Annotated in this window: 16 protein-coding genes and 1 pseudogene; 15 read left to right on the forward strand and 2 right to left on the reverse strand. The window is 36.4% G+C overall.

Features of this window, described 5'->3' with window-relative positions:
- Nucleotides 1-24: 24 nt before the first annotated feature.
- Entirely contained in the window at nucleotides 25-744 is a 720-nt protein-coding gene (locus AAV96_RS04520) for an SGNH/GDSL hydrolase family protein (protein WP_046738459.1), read from the forward strand.
- Nucleotides 745-763: 19 nt separating this feature from the next.
- Nucleotides 764-1,852: a YheT family hydrolase gene (locus AAV96_RS04525; protein WP_046738460.1), complete on the forward strand. Its 1,089-nt coding sequence runs from the start codon at nucleotides 764-766 to the stop codon at nucleotides 1,850-1,852.
- Between the two features lie 67 nt (nucleotides 1,853-1,919).
- Here AAV96_RS04525 and AAV96_RS04530 read toward each other — a convergent pair whose 3' ends face one another.
- Nucleotides 1,920-2,366 carry a hypothetical protein gene (locus AAV96_RS04530; protein ID WP_046738461.1) on the reverse strand — a complete coding sequence of 149 codons (447 nt, stop codon included), beginning with the start codon at nucleotides 2,364-2,366 and terminating at the stop codon, nucleotides 1,920-1,922.
- A 371-nt stretch (nucleotides 2,367-2,737) separates the two neighbouring features.
- Here AAV96_RS04530 and AAV96_RS04535 point away from each other — a divergent pair, with 371 nt between their 5' ends.
- The 12 genes from AAV96_RS04535 to AAV96_RS04590 all read left to right on the forward strand — a co-directional run bounded on the left by AAV96_RS04535 (nucleotide 2,738) and on the right by AAV96_RS04590 (nucleotide 12,492).
- Nucleotides 2,738-4,369, forward strand: a complete 1,632-nt coding sequence (locus tag AAV96_RS04535; RefSeq protein WP_005216362.1) for a CTP synthase — start codon at nucleotides 2,738-2,740, stop codon at nucleotides 4,367-4,369.
- Nucleotides 4,370-4,402: 33 nt separating this feature from the next.
- A complete protein-coding gene (gene kdsA, locus AAV96_RS04540) occupies nucleotides 4,403-5,260 on the forward strand; it encodes a 3-deoxy-8-phosphooctulonate synthase (protein WP_004653722.1) in 858 nt (285 codons plus the stop codon).
- A 44-nt stretch (nucleotides 5,261-5,304) separates the two neighbouring features.
- Nucleotides 5,305-6,594 carry a phosphopyruvate hydratase gene (gene eno / locus AAV96_RS04545; protein WP_004662250.1) on the forward strand — a complete coding sequence of 430 codons (1,290 nt, stop codon included), beginning with the start codon at nucleotides 5,305-5,307 and terminating at the stop codon, nucleotides 6,592-6,594.
- Between the two features lie 123 nt (nucleotides 6,595-6,717).
- Nucleotides 6,718-7,089 carry a cell division protein FtsB gene (ftsB, locus tag AAV96_RS04550; RefSeq protein ID WP_004662248.1) on the forward strand — a complete coding sequence of 124 codons (372 nt, stop codon included), beginning with the start codon at nucleotides 6,718-6,720 and terminating at the stop codon, nucleotides 7,087-7,089.
- Nucleotides 7,073-7,777 carry a 2-C-methyl-D-erythritol 4-phosphate cytidylyltransferase gene (ispD, locus tag AAV96_RS04555; protein ID WP_046738462.1) on the forward strand — a complete coding sequence of 235 codons (705 nt, stop codon included), beginning with the start codon at nucleotides 7,073-7,075 and terminating at the stop codon, nucleotides 7,775-7,777. Before ftsB ends, ispD begins: the two co-directional genes overlap by 17 nt.
- Nucleotides 7,778-7,891: 114 nt before the next feature.
- On the forward strand, nucleotides 7,892-8,368 hold the full coding sequence (locus AAV96_RS04560) for a DUF6438 domain-containing protein (protein WP_005216351.1): 477 nt from the start codon (nucleotides 7,892-7,894) through the stop codon (nucleotides 8,366-8,368).
- Nucleotides 8,369-8,446: 78 nt separating this feature from the next.
- The gene (locus tag AAV96_RS04565) at nucleotides 8,447-8,671 is read left to right on the forward strand and encodes a hypothetical protein (RefSeq protein WP_046738463.1); all 225 of its coding nucleotides are present in this window, start codon (nucleotides 8,447-8,449) and stop codon (nucleotides 8,669-8,671) included.
- Between the two features lie 308 nt (nucleotides 8,672-8,979).
- Complete coding sequence (locus AAV96_RS04570) at nucleotides 8,980-9,399, forward strand: YeeE/YedE family protein (RefSeq protein WP_004662240.1); 420 nt, start codon at nucleotides 8,980-8,982, stop codon at nucleotides 9,397-9,399.
- Nucleotides 9,396-9,806, forward strand: coding sequence for a DUF6691 family protein (locus AAV96_RS04575; protein ID WP_046738464.1), 411 nt, complete (start codon nucleotides 9,396-9,398; stop codon nucleotides 9,804-9,806). Before AAV96_RS04570 ends, AAV96_RS04575 begins: the two co-directional genes overlap by 4 nt.
- 223 nt (nucleotides 9,807-10,029) lie before the next feature.
- A complete protein-coding gene (locus AAV96_RS04580; RefSeq protein ID WP_046738465.1) occupies nucleotides 10,030-11,232 on the forward strand; it encodes an alkane 1-monooxygenase in 1,203 nt (400 codons plus the stop codon).
- 2 nt (nucleotides 11,233-11,234) lie between these two features.
- Nucleotides 11,235-11,399 (forward strand): rubredoxin, encoded by a 165-nt coding sequence (locus AAV96_RS04585; RefSeq protein ID WP_004662235.1) that lies wholly within the window; start codon nucleotides 11,235-11,237, stop codon nucleotides 11,397-11,399.
- Nucleotides 11,400-11,457: 58 nt separating this feature from the next.
- Nucleotides 11,458-12,492 carry an AraC family transcriptional regulator gene (locus AAV96_RS04590; RefSeq protein WP_004662233.1) on the forward strand — a complete coding sequence of 345 codons (1,035 nt, stop codon included), beginning with the start codon at nucleotides 11,458-11,460 and terminating at the stop codon, nucleotides 12,490-12,492.
- Nucleotides 12,493-12,587: 95 nt separating this feature from the next.
- Here the strand turns inward: AAV96_RS04590 and AAV96_RS04595 are convergent, their stop codons facing one another.
- Nucleotides 12,588-14,192: a GMC family oxidoreductase gene (locus AAV96_RS04595; protein WP_046738466.1), complete on the reverse strand. Its 1,605-nt coding sequence runs from the start codon at nucleotides 14,190-14,192 to the stop codon at nucleotides 12,588-12,590.
- 520 nt (nucleotides 14,193-14,712) lie between these two features.
- Here AAV96_RS04595 and AAV96_RS04600 point away from each other — a divergent pair.
- Nucleotides 14,713-14,896: pseudogene (locus tag AAV96_RS04600) on the forward strand (hypothetical protein); the annotation flags it as partial.

Genomic DNA, 14,896 nt, shown 5'->3' on the forward strand with positions numbered 1-14,896 from the left:
CTAAGTAATGTTGAGATCATTAATATGTGGTTAAGACTTTCAACTTTTGCATTATTACCTGTACTTGTAATACAGGGTGTGAGGGTTCGTAAAAACACACCACGACTTTTAGAAGCGAGTGGTGATCGTGATGGTCTTATTGGACAAGGACAGCCACTCTCTTTACTAATTTTAGGCGATTCAGCAGCAGCTGGGGTTGGTGTTGAGACCCAGCAAGATGCTTTATCTGGTGCGATTATTTCAGAATTAAAAAAGGAATATTTGTTGCACTGGAAATTGCATGCAAAAACTGGTGATACAACAAAACAAGTTTATCAAGCGATCCAGCAATTAGAACCCAAAAAATATGATGTCGTCGTTACGTCAGTTGGTGTCAATGATGTGACTAAATTAATTTCTGCTAAAACTTGGATAAAACAACAAAAACAATTATTTACTCAAATACAAAATCATTTTCAGCCAAAATTGATTATTGTGTCTGGAGTCCCGCCAATGCAGCATTTTCCTGCATTACCCAATCCATTAGCATGGTTATTTGGGCAATATGCAGAACAAATGAATCAAACATTAAAACAGTGGTTAGCCCCACAGTCAGAATTTAGATTTATTGAATACGATATTAAAAATTTTCAGGCGATGAATTTATCTATGGCAAGTGATGGCTTTCATCCAAGTAAAGAAATCTATGCTATTTGGGGGCAACAGGTCGCGACATTGGTGCGACAAACATTTACTCGTGGTTAGATAGAGGTTTTTATTGAATATGGGTATATCTGCTTTAGATAAAATTAAAGTGTTAGGCTCTGAGCTGCTTGATTCTGTAATTGGTGCCGAGCAACCCAAAATGTACTATGACCCGAAAGGGAAAATAAAAGACGTTTTGGAAAAATTACCTCAGTTAAAGAAAAAGTATCGCCCAACACCTTGGCTTAGTAATACTCATGTACATCTTTTATATTTTGATGTCATTAGAAAAAAAACAATTAAGCTTGAATATGACCGTATTGACCAACTCATCATGCAAGATGGTGGTGTTACTGCAGTTGCATGGTATGGCTATAATCTTCCGGCCGAAACGCCTACAATCGTAATTATGCATACGATTACAGGTACACCAGAAAGTATGCGTGAACTCGTTAAAGACTTACATGCATATACCGGTTGGCGGGTTGCACTTTGTTTACGCCGTGGACATGCAGGTTTACCTATGCCAGTACCTCGCATTTCTCTTTTTGGTTTGACTGATGATTTACGAGAGCAACTTAATCATATTCAAACTCTTTTTCCAGAATCCGATTTATATGCAGTAGGTTCGTCAGCAGGGACAGGACTTTTAGTACGTTATCTTGGCGAGCAAGGCCTCGATACACCATTTAAAGCAGCTTTTGCAATGTGTCCTGGCTATAACACTGAAATTGGCTTTAAAAATGTACATCCTTTTTATAGCAAAATGATGACTAAAAAATTATTCAAATACTTTATTTACCCTTATGAAAATACATGGAATCAGGTTGCTTCGCTAAAAAAGGTATTAGCAACAACAAACTTAGAAGCATTTGAGAAAGAATATTTCGAGATGGCAGGTTTTGACGATTATCAAAGTTACTGTAAAGCAATTAATCCAATTTATGTATTGGAGAATATTAAAATTCCATTGATGGTGCTGAATGCAGAAGATGATCCTGTTTGTTCAATTAAAAATTTAGAGCCTTATAAAGAGGTTATTCAGCAAATGGAAAATATTGCTGTAGTTACAACAAAGAAAGGAAGCCACTGTGGTTTTTACGAAAGTTTAGAAGTGAAATCGTGGGCATCACGACTGATGGCAGACTTTTTTAAACACTACTCCTAATTTATAGGCTATAAAAAAATCACGAGTCGCTTTACAACGACTCATGGCTTTTTGAGAATTAAATAAATTAATTATTTAATGCAGGTGTTGCAGCTGCAATCGCTGCCGCAACTGCATCGTCTTCAGTTTGTGCAGGAGCGGGTTTGACGGCTTTAGGTTGTTCAACTTTTGCTGGTTTCTGTTCAGTTTGCGCAGATTTTGGTTGTTCAACTTGTGCCGTTGTTGTCTCTTCTGCTGTTTGAGCTGGGCGAGTTTCACGACGAATTTCTGTAGTTGTATTTGGCGTTTCTTCTCTACTCATCTCAATCACTGGAGCTGGCGTTGCTGGTTTATCTACGCTTTCCAAAGGCTGAAATTCTTGGTTTTGTTGTGGTTGAGATGCTGCTTGAGTCGTTTGTGCTTCAGAAGTTTGTTCTGATTGTTCTTCATTTTTTGGCTCTTCTTTTTTGACACAAGCAGTAAGTAATAGACCAGTTGCAAGCGCAGCACAAATTAAAAGTTTTTTATTCGCCATTGTTAAAGCTACATATTGAATGAAAGATGTTAGTGATTATACCAGTAAAATTAAATGAAAAAATCCCTAGGATTTATTGAGTTTGTTGATATTTTATAAATGCTTGCATCAGCGTATCTGTTGAAATCGCAATATGCTCAAAATCTTCGAGTGAATTTATTTCACATCCAAAGTTGTTTTTATACATTAAACATAATTTATGGATGAAATATCCACAAATCCCATAAATTTTTATCGAAAATGCTGATAGAATAGTCAGTTGTTTATAGTTCTTTGAATTGATGCGGTTTGACTTTGCTTTATAGGGGCAGAGTACAGTAAAATTGCCCAACATTGTAGGCCGATTTCGGCTCGATTGTACGAGAAACTCAATGACCCATTTTATTTTTGTCACTGGTGGTGTGGTTTCATCACTAGGTAAAGGTATTTCTGCTGCTTCTGTTGCTGCACTTTTGGAAGCTCGTGGCTTGAAAGTCACTATGGTAAAAATGGATCCATACATTAATGTAGATCCAGGTACCATGAGCCCATTTCAGCACGGTGAAGTTTTCGTCACAGAGGATGGTGCTGAAACTGACTTAGATTTGGGATATTACGAACGTTTCTTACGTCGTGCGAAAATGACCAAACTGAATAACTTTACCAGCGGTCGTGTCTATCAGGACGTTTTGAATAAAGAACGTCGTGGTGATTACTTAGGTGGTACGGTTCAAGTTATTCCACATATTACAGATAATATTAAAGAACGTGTACTTCGCGCAGGTGAAGGTTACGACGTTGCGATCGTTGAGATTGGTGGTACAGTTGGTGATATCGAATCACTTCCTTTTATGGAATCAGTACGTCAGTTGATGGTAGAGCTTGGGCATAAACGTACCATGTTGATGCACTTGACGTTATTGCCATATATCAAATCTGCTGCTGAACTTAAAACTAAGCCAACTCAACATTCAGTTAAAGAACTTCTTTCGATCGGTATTCAGCCAGATATCTTAATCTGCCGTACTGAATATGATGTTGATGTTGATACTAAACGTAAAATTGCATTGTTCACCAATGTTGAAGCGCGTGCCGTTGTGGTATGTAAAGATGCAAAAACAATTTATCAAATTCCACGAACATTCTACGAACAAAATGTTGACGATTTAATTTGTGAACGTTTTGGTTACAACGATCTTCCAGAAGCAAATCTTGAAGATTGGGATAATGTGGTAGAAGCATTATTGAACCCTGAATACACGGTTCGTGTTGCGATGGTCGGTAAATATGTTGAATTACCAGATGCTTATAAATCTGTAAATGAAGCACTTTTACATGCAGGTATTCAAAATCGCGTTAAAGTTCAGATTGATTACGTCAATGCTGAAGACCTTGAACAGCAAGATATGAGTATTTTGAGCACTGCTGATGCGATTTTAGTACCAGGTGGTTTCGGTGAGCGTGGTACTGAAGGCAAGATGAAAGCCATTCAATATGCACGTGAAAACAAGATTCCATTCCTTGGTATTTGTTTAGGTATGCAGTTGGCTGTGATTGAGTATGCACGCAATGTTGCAGGTATGCCTGAAGCGAGTTCAACTGAATTCAATCGCTCAACTAAGTATCCACTCATTGGTTTAATCACTGAATGGTTAGATGAACGTGGTGAATTACAACAACGCAGTCTTGAGTCGGATCTTGGCGGTACGATGCGTTTGGGTGCACAAAAGTCTGAATTGGTTGAAGGCACAAAAACGCGTGCAGTATATGGTAAAGCTGAAATTACAGAGCGTCACCGTCATCGCTATGAAATGAATGATCGTTTTATTCCTACACTTGAACAAGCGGGCATGAAAATTTCAGGTTATTCATCAGTACAACATTTAGTTGAAACTGTAGAAATTCCTGAACATCCTTGGTTTATTGCTGTACAATTCCACCCAGAATTTACAAGCTCGCCACGTGATGGTCATCCATTATTTGCTGGTTTCATTGAAGCTGCAAAAAAACAGCATCAAAAGTAAGTACTAAGTTTTAAATAAACTGGGAAAGTTTGAATGTCACAATTAAAACCACAAGAAGTTGTACGTTTAGGCGATATACAAATGGCAAATCATTTGCCATTTGTATTATTTGGCGGAATGAACGTATTAGAGTCAAAAGATTTAGCATTTGAAATTGCTGAAACTTATGTTGATATTTGCAAACGCTTAGATATCCCTTATGTATTTAAGGCAAGCTTTGATAAAGCAAACCGTTCAAGCCTAAACTCTTATCGTGGACCGGGTTTGGAAAAAGGGATTGAATGGCTTGCGGACATTAAAAAACATTTTAATGTGCCAATTATTACAGACGTTCATGAACCCTACCAAGCAGCGCCTGTTGCTGAAGTTGCGGACATTATCCAACTCCCAGCCTTCTTAAGTCGCCAGACTGATCTTGTTGAAGCAATGGCAAAAACTCAAGCCATTATCAATATCAAAAAAGCACAATTCTTAGCACCACACGAAATGCGCCATATTTTGCATAAGTGTTTGGAAGCTGGAAACGATAAACTCATTCTTTGTGAGCGTGGTTCAGCATTTGGCTATAACAACTTAGTTGTAGATATGCTTGGCTTCGACATCATGAAAGAAATGAACGTACCCGTATTCTTTGATGTAACGCATGCATTACAAACGCCTGGTGGACGTGCTGACTCTGCTGGTGGTCGCCGTGCTCAAATCACGACTTTAGCGCGTGCAGGTATGGCAACAGGTTTAGCGGGTCTGTTCTTGGAAGCACATCCAGAACCTGAAATTGCAAAATGTGATGGACCGTGTGCTTTGCGTTTATCTCAGCTTGAGCCATTCTTGGCGCAATTAAAAGAATTGGATACTTTAGTTAAAGGATTCAAAAAGTTAGATACCCATTGATGTAATTGTTTACATCTTATTTTCATTCAACAGAGGAATTGTTCATGAGCCAAATCGTTGACATCCGCGCACGTGAAATTTTGGACTCTCGTGGTAACCCAACCATCGAAGCAGACGTTATTTTAGAATCTGGGGTTGTGGGTCGTGCATGTGCACCATCTGGTGCTTCGACTGGTTCTCGTGAAGCTTTAGAACTTCGTGATGGCGACAAAGCACGCTATTTAGGTAAAGGTGTTAAAAATGCGGTTAATAACGTAAACACTTTAATCCGTGATGCTTTAGTGGGTAAATCAGTATTTGAACAAAAAGACATCGATAACACGATGATCGAGCTTGATGGTACTGAAAACAAAGAAAAACTAGGTGCTAACGCAACTCTAGCTGTTTCTTTGGCTGCTGCTCGCGCTGCTGCTACTGAAAAGAAAATTCCTCTTTTCCAATACATCGCAGACTTGCGTGGTCAAACAACTTTGAGCATGCCTGTGCCAATGATGAACATCATTAATGGTGGTTCACATGCAGACAATAATGTTGATATTCAAGAGTTCATGATTGAGCCAGTTGGTTTCACTTCATTCTCTGAAGCATTACGTGCAGGTGCTGAAATCTTCCATTCTCTAAAATCAGTTTTAAACAAAAAAGGTTTAAACACTGCTGTAGGTGATGAAGGTGGTTTTGCTCCGAACTTGCGTTCAAATGAAGAAGCTATCACTGTTATTCTTGAAGCGATTGGTCAAACGGGTTACAAAGCGGGTTCTGACATTATGTTAGCACTTGACTGTGCATCTTCAGAATTTTACAAAAATGGTCAATATATTCTTGCAGGTGAAGGTAATAAAGCATTCACAAGCAACCAGTTCTCTGATTATTTAGCTGGTCTTGTAAACCAATATCCAATCATTTCGATTGAAGATGGTCTTGATGAGTCTGACTGGGAAGGTTGGAGTTACTTAACATCAATCCTTGGTGACAAAATCCAATTGGTTGGCGACGATTTATTCGTAACTAATCCTAAAATTTTACAACGTGGTATTAATGAGAAAGTCGGTAACTCAATTCTGATCAAATACAACCAGATTGGTACATTGACTGAAACTCTAGATGCAATTTACCTTGCGAAAGCGAATGGTTATAGCACTGTAATTTCACACCGTTCAGGTGAAACTGAAGATTCAACCATTGCTGACTTGGCTGTAGGTACAGCAGCTGGTCAAATCAAGACGGGTTCACTATGCCGTTCTGACCGCGTAGCGAAATATAACCAATTACTTCGTATCGAAGAATTAACGAAAGCAGTTTACCGCGGTAAAGCTGAATTCAAAGGTCTAAACTAAGGTCATTTATCTATGTTGAACACTTCTGATCATCATTCTTTACAAAAGAGAGAAACTCTGCAAATTCATAATCATATAGAATTTACAGATAATCTTCTTTTAAGAAGGATGTAGGAGTTTTTCATGATAGAAATGTTTCGATCGACCTCGAGTAAATTGATTCTAGTGCTTGTCATCGCTTTGGTGACAAGTTTACAGTATCAATTTTGGCTAGGTGAGGGAGGGTATTTTCCTCATCAAGCCTTGACTCAACAGATTAAGCAACAAGCAGAAGTGAATACGGAGCTTAAAGAGCGCAATCGTATTTTAGCAGCCGAAGTTTTCGACTTAAAAAATGGAACGGAAGCGATTGAAGAACATGCACGTTTGGATTTAGGTTTGGTTAAACCTAATGAAACTTTTGTGCAGATGAGCACAATTAGTACGCATTATAAACCGATTTATATTGATCCAAACGCAAAAATAGATGCAGCAACAAATGAAAACCCAGACTAAGCTGTGGGCTGTTGTTCCAGCCGCAGGTTCTGGCAGTCGTTTTTCGAAAACTGAATTAAAACAATATCAATATATTCAAAATCGTACTGTGCTTGAGCATACAGTTAATCGATTAAATACACTAGATTTAGCTGGTTGTGTACTTGCAATCGGTGAGAATGATAATTTTGCTAGAACACTTTCTTTTGATCATAAAGAGAAATTACATTTTTGTTTAGGTGGAGTCGAACGAGTAAATTCTGTGCTCAATGCATTAATTTACTTATCTGATATCGCGGATGAAAATGATTGGGTATTGGTGCATGATGCAGCCCGACCTTGTGTTACGCGTGCTAATTTAGAGCAATTGGTTAATTCTGCAATACAAAATAATCAAAGTGCAATTTTGGCTATTCCAGTACGTGATACTTTAAAACAAGTGCGTGTTGAACACCAGATTGAAAAAACTGTAAGTCGTGAGTTGTTGTGGCAAGCACAAACGCCACAGATCGCAAAATTAAAAATATTAAAAAATGCGCTTGAAACAGCATTGATAGATCATATGACGATTACTGATGAAGCAAGTGCATTAGAATACGCTGATTTTCCTGTACAAGTAGTACAAGGTCGTTCAGACAATATTAAAATTACTTATCCTGATGATTTAGAACTTGCACAGTTAATTCTTCAATCACAGATTCGTCTTTAATTTTAGATTGAAATAGCCTAAGTAAATTTTATTTTATACTTTTACATCATTCTGAATGACAATAAAATGATGATTTGTTAGATTAAAAAAACATAATTTATAATGGGTTAACAAATGAAAAAATTATTAATCTTAAGTCTTTTTACTTTTTCTTTAGTAGGATGTGCTTCTACACCATCAGAAACTTCAAATACTGTACAGGAAACGATACGTTATTCATCAAGTCCTTGTTTTGGTGCTTGTCCAATTTATTCGGTAGAAATCTCACCTTCTGGAACAGTGAATTTCAATGGTAAGCAATATACTAAAGTGACGGGTACTCAGACGTTAACAATAGATCCTTCGGTATATAAAAAATTACAACAGGAGTTGAAAACTTATCGTCCAGAAACAGGTGCAAACGTTAAAACAACTGGTTGTCAGCAAACGGCAACTGATCAACCAAGTGCATATTTTGTTTGGATTCGACCAGATGGAACAACAACGAAATTAAGTCACTATACTGGTTGTATTTCACCAGCAAATATAGAATTAAATAAACTGATTGATAAACTTCCTAAATTGATTGGTATCGAAGATTTAGTACGCTAATGTCTATGAGGCTAAAATAGATAAATTTGTCATTTATTTTAGCTCAAGTATAAGTAGAATCATGCGGAGGAGTCTTAAATGACAGCTTTTACAATCATGAAAATGAGTATGCAAGAAGAAGATTATCCTCCAAGTCTTGCTGTAGAAGCATTCCGCAATGCGTTCAAGCAAGCCAGTCTTCGACTGTGGTATTGTGAAAAATCATCTTTTATTGGAACCATCGTTGAGATGGTGAAATTGGTATCATTAAAAATAGATCAATATTTCCTAAAATCCAAAAAAACAGGCTATTGTACATTTTAATGCGACAAATTAAGTCTAGAATTCGAATAGTTTGGGATGGGAAAAGCAAAATTAAAGATGATTTGTTACTCTGGCATATCAAGGCATATTTCAGATTTAAATCTTCAAATGGTGAAAAATCAGCATTTTTCTGAAATTTAAAAAGCAGAAAATTACGCAAGCTAAATTATATTGTAAATGATTTTTCTATTTGATTTGTTAAGTGAGCATTGGCTGAATTTGAATGGAAATTCTGTAACAATAAAGCGCTTTAATTATTATACTTAATAATATAATATAAAAATATATAATGTTTTTGCGGATCAATTATGTCTAGCATTATTTCTGCTTTAATCGGTGGTGGAATTTTAGGGCTTGCAGTCGTTGGCTATTTATATGTGAATGGTCGCATTACAGGTATTAGTGGATTACTGTCTCAATTATTACAACCCAAGCTATTGGTTCGAAGCTCGGCTATGTGGTTCTTATTGGGGTTACTGATCACGCCATTTATATACCAGATCTTTGTAACACCAGACATTGTTATTAAATCATCTCCAATTGGATTGATTATTGCTGGTTTATTGGTTGGTTTTGGTACTCGTTTGGGTTCAGGTTGTACAAGTGGGCATGGGATCTGCGGGATCAGCCGCCTATCTATACGCTCCATGATTGCTACAGTTACATTCATGTTAGCTGGAATAATAACTGTATATGTTATTCGTCATATCTTTGGAGCTGCGCTATGAAGAATGCACTTGCTTTTGTATTTGGTAGCTTGTTTGCGCTAGGCTTGCTGGTTTCAGGAATGTCTAATCCTGAAAAAGTTTTAGGTTTTCTTGATATTTTTGGAAAATGGGATATCAGTTTGATGTTTGTGATGATTGGTGCAATCATTGTGGCTATTCTTCCATTTCAAAAAGCGATTCGAAATCCGAAAACAATTTTTGGTGAAGAAATATCATTACCAATCAGTACTCAAATTGATAAAAAATTAATAGTTGGGTCGATTCTTTTTGGAGTTGGTTGGGGCATTGCCGGAATCTGTCCTGCACCTGCAATTACATTAATCGGATTAGGTTATTCTCAAGTATGGTATTTTATTATCGCGATGTTGTTTGGTATGTTTGTACATCGTTTATGGTCCGAACGATAGGCTGCATGATTTAATATGCCATCTTTTATCAAGTCGCATCTAAGAGATGTGGCTTGATCATTAAAATTAGATAGAATTTTTAGCCCCAAAATTTTATTGCGTAAAAGTATTACAAAAACTATTTTGTCTTTTTAAGAATATCCATTGTCCTAAATTGGAAACTCAGCTTCTAAAGAATATTGAATCATAGAACCAACCAAAGATAAATTTGTGAGGTTACTATATGAATGCTATTCATCAGATCGAAACTAATGCTTCAAAGTTTAAAGATAAAAAAAGAAAGTTATGGATGTTAGGTCTTGTTATTCCAAATATTGCAAATGCTGCGATGTTAGGTTACCAATTTGGACCGAAGCGTACCAAGAAATTTTTTGCAGCCGCAGGGCCAATTGCATTACATGGTCTGATTCCACTTATTGATAAATTTCTAGGTGAAGACTCGGAGAACCCTCCTGAAGAGGCAATAGCTGAATTAGAAGCAGACTCTTATTATGCAAAAATTGTGAATCTTTATATCCCATTACAATATATTGCAAATATTTATGGCAACTATATTGCCAGTCGGGATTCGACACCACTCTCTGATCGTATTCTGATTGGAACAACACTGGGTTTAGTGAATGGCGTCGCAATTAATACCGCACATGAGTTAAGTCATAAATCTGGAAAGTTACAACACTATTTATCGCATTTGTGTTTAGCACCCACAGGTTACAATCACTTTCGCATTGAACATCCTTATGGGCATCATTTGCGTGTTGCAACACCAGAAGACCCAGCTTCATCACAATTTGGTGAGTCTTTTTGGAAGTTTTGGCCGAGAACAGTCAGTGGTAGTTTTAAATCGGCAATTGAAATTGAAACCAGGCGGTTAGAGAGAAAAGGCTTATCTTTTTGGTCAATCCACAATGAGCTACTACAAGGTTGGGCAATGTCTGCCGTTTATCATGGATTAATGCTCAAAGTGTTTGGCAAAAATATTATTCCTACTCAAATCACGCAATCGCTCTATGGGATTACGTTATTTGAAGCGGTCAATTATATGGAGCATTACGGTTTAAAACGACAAAAGCTAGAAAATGGTCGTTATGAAAGAACCATGCCTGTACATAGTTGGAATAATAACAGCTTATTCAGCAATATTTTGTTGTATCAACTACAGCGTCATTCAGATCACCATGCTTATCCAACACGTAGTTATCAAGCATTACGTCATTATGAAAATGTACCGCAATTGCCAGCAGGATACACAAGCTTATTTTTACAAGTGTTTATACCCTCATATTGGTTTAGTATTATGGATAAGCAGGTGATTAATTATTACCAAGGGGATATTGATAAGATCAATGTCTATGAGCCAGCGAAAGAAACTGTTCTGCAAAAATATAATCAATATTTTCAAGCTCAAGCAACGGAGGCGCTCTAAACATGAAAAAATATCAATGTATCGTATGTGGATGGATTTATGATCAATCTCTAGGTCTGCCAGAAGATGGCATCAATGCAGGCACTGCGTGGGAAGATATTCCTGAGAGTTGGACATGTCCAGACTGCGGGGTATCTAAAGCAGATTTTGAGATGGTTGAAATCTAAAGTAGAAAGAAGCGGCAAGAACAAAACCTTGCCGTTGATCTATAAAGAAATTACAAAAATGAATAATCAAATCCCGTATATCCCAGCAAGATATTATTTCAAGATACTCGATATATTAGAATCGAGAAATATCACGACAGAAGAAATATTATCTGAAATAAATATTGATCTAAAAAAATACCTAAGCTCACCTGACATGAAAATGAACCAAGAACAGGTTGAAAAATTCATTTCATTTTGTCTAAAGTTTCCACGTAATTATGATTTAGCATTTGAATTAGGACATTCTTTAAAAGTGAGTTCGCATAGCTTAGTTGGCTATGCGATTCTAACCAGTGAAAACTTAGAGCAAGCACTGATTTATATTTCTAAATATTTTTCTTTGATTATCCCTAGTTTTAAACTTTCATATTTTTATCATACCGATCAATCAATGGAATTGATTTGTGAGCCTGTGATTCAAATAGATACTTTATCTCTAAACTTCCATCTTGAGGCGATTGCGGTCGCTTTGCATTGTACGATTCATGAGTTGGTTGAGAATAGGTTATTGCCATATCATATTTTTATGTCAATCAATGAGCCGTTACATGGCTATCGCTATGCACATCTAAGCAAAGTGAAATTTCACTTTAATACTTTGAAAAAACCAAGCCTTAGAGTGCAATTGAGTGAAAAACTGATTAAACAAAAGCTACGTCTAGCTGATGAAGGAACACGTAAAGCGATTGAACTAAAGTGTCAGGAACAAATATATGAGATTAAGAACAATATTGATTTGGTGGTTTGGCTCAAACAACTATTTTTAAACTCTTCTGAAATTCCGAGTCTAGAAGACTGTGCAAAATTATTGAATATTTCGAGTAAAACATTGCAACGGAATTTAAAAGAGAAGGAGACCTCATATCAGGAATTAAAAAACACGGTCATTATTGATAAAGCTAAACAGATGTTGATTTCTTCTAATAAAAGTATGATTGAAATAGCTGAGGAGTTGGGTTATGCATCTGCTTCTAATTTTTCTCGCTCATTTAAGTTTTTTGTTGGTATTGCACCAACGATTTATCAAAAGAATATCAAAACTTATAACTGAGAAGTCTATTTAAATTTTTCTATAAGGCTGTTTTTAAATGGTGCAATTTATATTGCACCATGTCTATATTGAAAATATCCGAGAGAAAAATACTCTTAATTTTTAGGTGGTATAAACGACATTGCACGTTCTGCTAAGGCGGTAATGGTTAAACTTGGGTTGACACCTAAATTTGCGCCTAGCATTGCACCATCAATGATGTACATATTTTTATAATTAAACACGCGATTTTGTGCATCGATCACACCTTCTTCAGCCGAAGTTGCCATTGCGCAGCCACCCATGCAATGTGCAGTAAAGGGAATATTAAATAGTATTTCAGTTTTGGTCGTCATAGGATGCCCATTAAACATTTTGGCAACTTTTTCAGTAAAGGCATTTGCCTGCGGAATATAGACTGGTAAGGGCTGACCTTGTGAAGACAATGTTTTGCTAAAAGGCCACCACCAATTTCTTTTTAATTTCATTTGAATTGATGCATCAACCGTTTGCATGACCAAAAAAATAAGCGTCTGTTTTGCAAAACCAAAAGGATTATTCATTTTCAAGAAGATTAGGGGATGGCAGATCAATGCCCATAACCATAACAAAATGCGTAAAAAACCTGGTTTTCCACCGACGAGGTGAGTTGTAAGCAAACCCATTCCATCTGAACCTCGTTGATAGCGAGTTGCTTCGATATGAGTATTACGATCAAGATAAATGCTTGAACCAATTGCTACACCTTGACTCATATCGACACGCTGATCAAAGAAACGAACGCCTAAAATGGACTCAGCATTGGTTCTGACTTGTGTGCCTAATTGCTTGGAAATGTTGGGTAAAGTTTTATTATCTTTGAGACGTAGCAACAATTCTTGTGTTCCAAGAGATGAAGCTGAAAAAATGACGTTTTTAACCTGCCAAACTCGCTTATTTCGATGTCCCCATTTAGTAGAATGAATTGTGGTCACAGTATAGCCATCACTTCCATCGACTTTATTGTTTAAAGGACGAATATCAATGACCTTTGTTTCAGCAAAAACTTTCGCGCCTTGTTTTTCAGCAAAATATAAATAGTTTTTATCTAGGGTATTTTTAGCATTATGTTTACAGCCCGTCATACATCCGCCACAAGCAGTACAGGTTGCGCGATCTGGACCTTTTCCATCGAAATAAGGATCAGTATAGGTTTTACCGCCTTGTTCACCTTGAGGAGGGAAGAAGGTTGCAACTCGTGTTGGTCTAAAGGTATGCCCAACACCAACAGCATCTCCCATTTTCTTGAGCATATGATCAGCAGGCCCAAATATTTTATTGTCCGTTACCCCCAACATTCTTTCTGCTTCAGCAAAATATTGTGGCATATCTTCTTTTAACTGTGGGATTTTCCCCCAAGTACCTTCACTCCATACACTATCAGGAGGAACTAATAATGTATTGGCATAGGTGATAGAACCACCGCCGACAGCATTGCCACAGATAATTGCAACATGCCTAAAAATACGTAAATTAAAAAATCCAAAGAAATTTATAGCAGGTCGCCAGATCCATTTTGGGGTATTCCAATTGGTTTTAGGAAAATCTTTCGCTTCCCAACGTTTTCCCATTTCCATCACTGCGACGGAATATCCTTTTTCTGAAAGTCGATGTGCTGAGACACTTCCTCCAAATCCTGAACCAATAATGAGATAGTCAAAGTCATAATCGTCTTTAATCATTTGGAAAAACTCCTACATTTCAGCGATTTAAAATCTATCTGTGAGTTTGAATAAAGACCATTTTTTAAAGACTTTTTTAAAAAATGGAGCCGTACTAAAAGTGAGATAGATGAATATGCTGAAAATTTCCATTGAATGGTTTTAAAAGTTCATCCTGATTTATTATTTTGTTGTTTGCATAGCAGAAAAAGACAATCAATATTCATAAAGCGACATAAAATATTTTAGTGAAATTCAAATAGCCTAAGTGGATTTTGATAATTTTAAATGAATAAAAAGCAACCAAAGAAAAACAAAAATTCTACAATAAGAACGAGCTATGCTAAAACTACATTTCATTTTAGAACTTGATGAAAATAAGATTATTCAATGACCAACATTTAGCAATTAAAGTTAATATATTCTTTATCTTAATTTAAGTAATATTAAATAAATATTTGAAATATATTGCTTATTTTATTATTTTGTATAAGTCTTAATAAACGATTTTTTATTAATAAAAATACTGAGGACTATTAAATTGGCATATTTAACTAAAGCACTAATTAAACAAGATATCGCAGGAGATTTAAAGGAAGAATGTAATGCACATTTGGATACTTTGATTGCTCTCGCAGATGCAAAAGCTGAATATTATGCAGAAAAGATAAAAAGTGATTTACTTTCAGCCGGTTGTGGAAATGATAAATCGTTTCCTATACATT

The organism is Acinetobacter sp. AG1 (assembly GCF_001005525.1).
Lineage (GTDB): Bacteria > Pseudomonadota > Gammaproteobacteria > Pseudomonadales > Moraxellaceae > Acinetobacter > Acinetobacter modestus.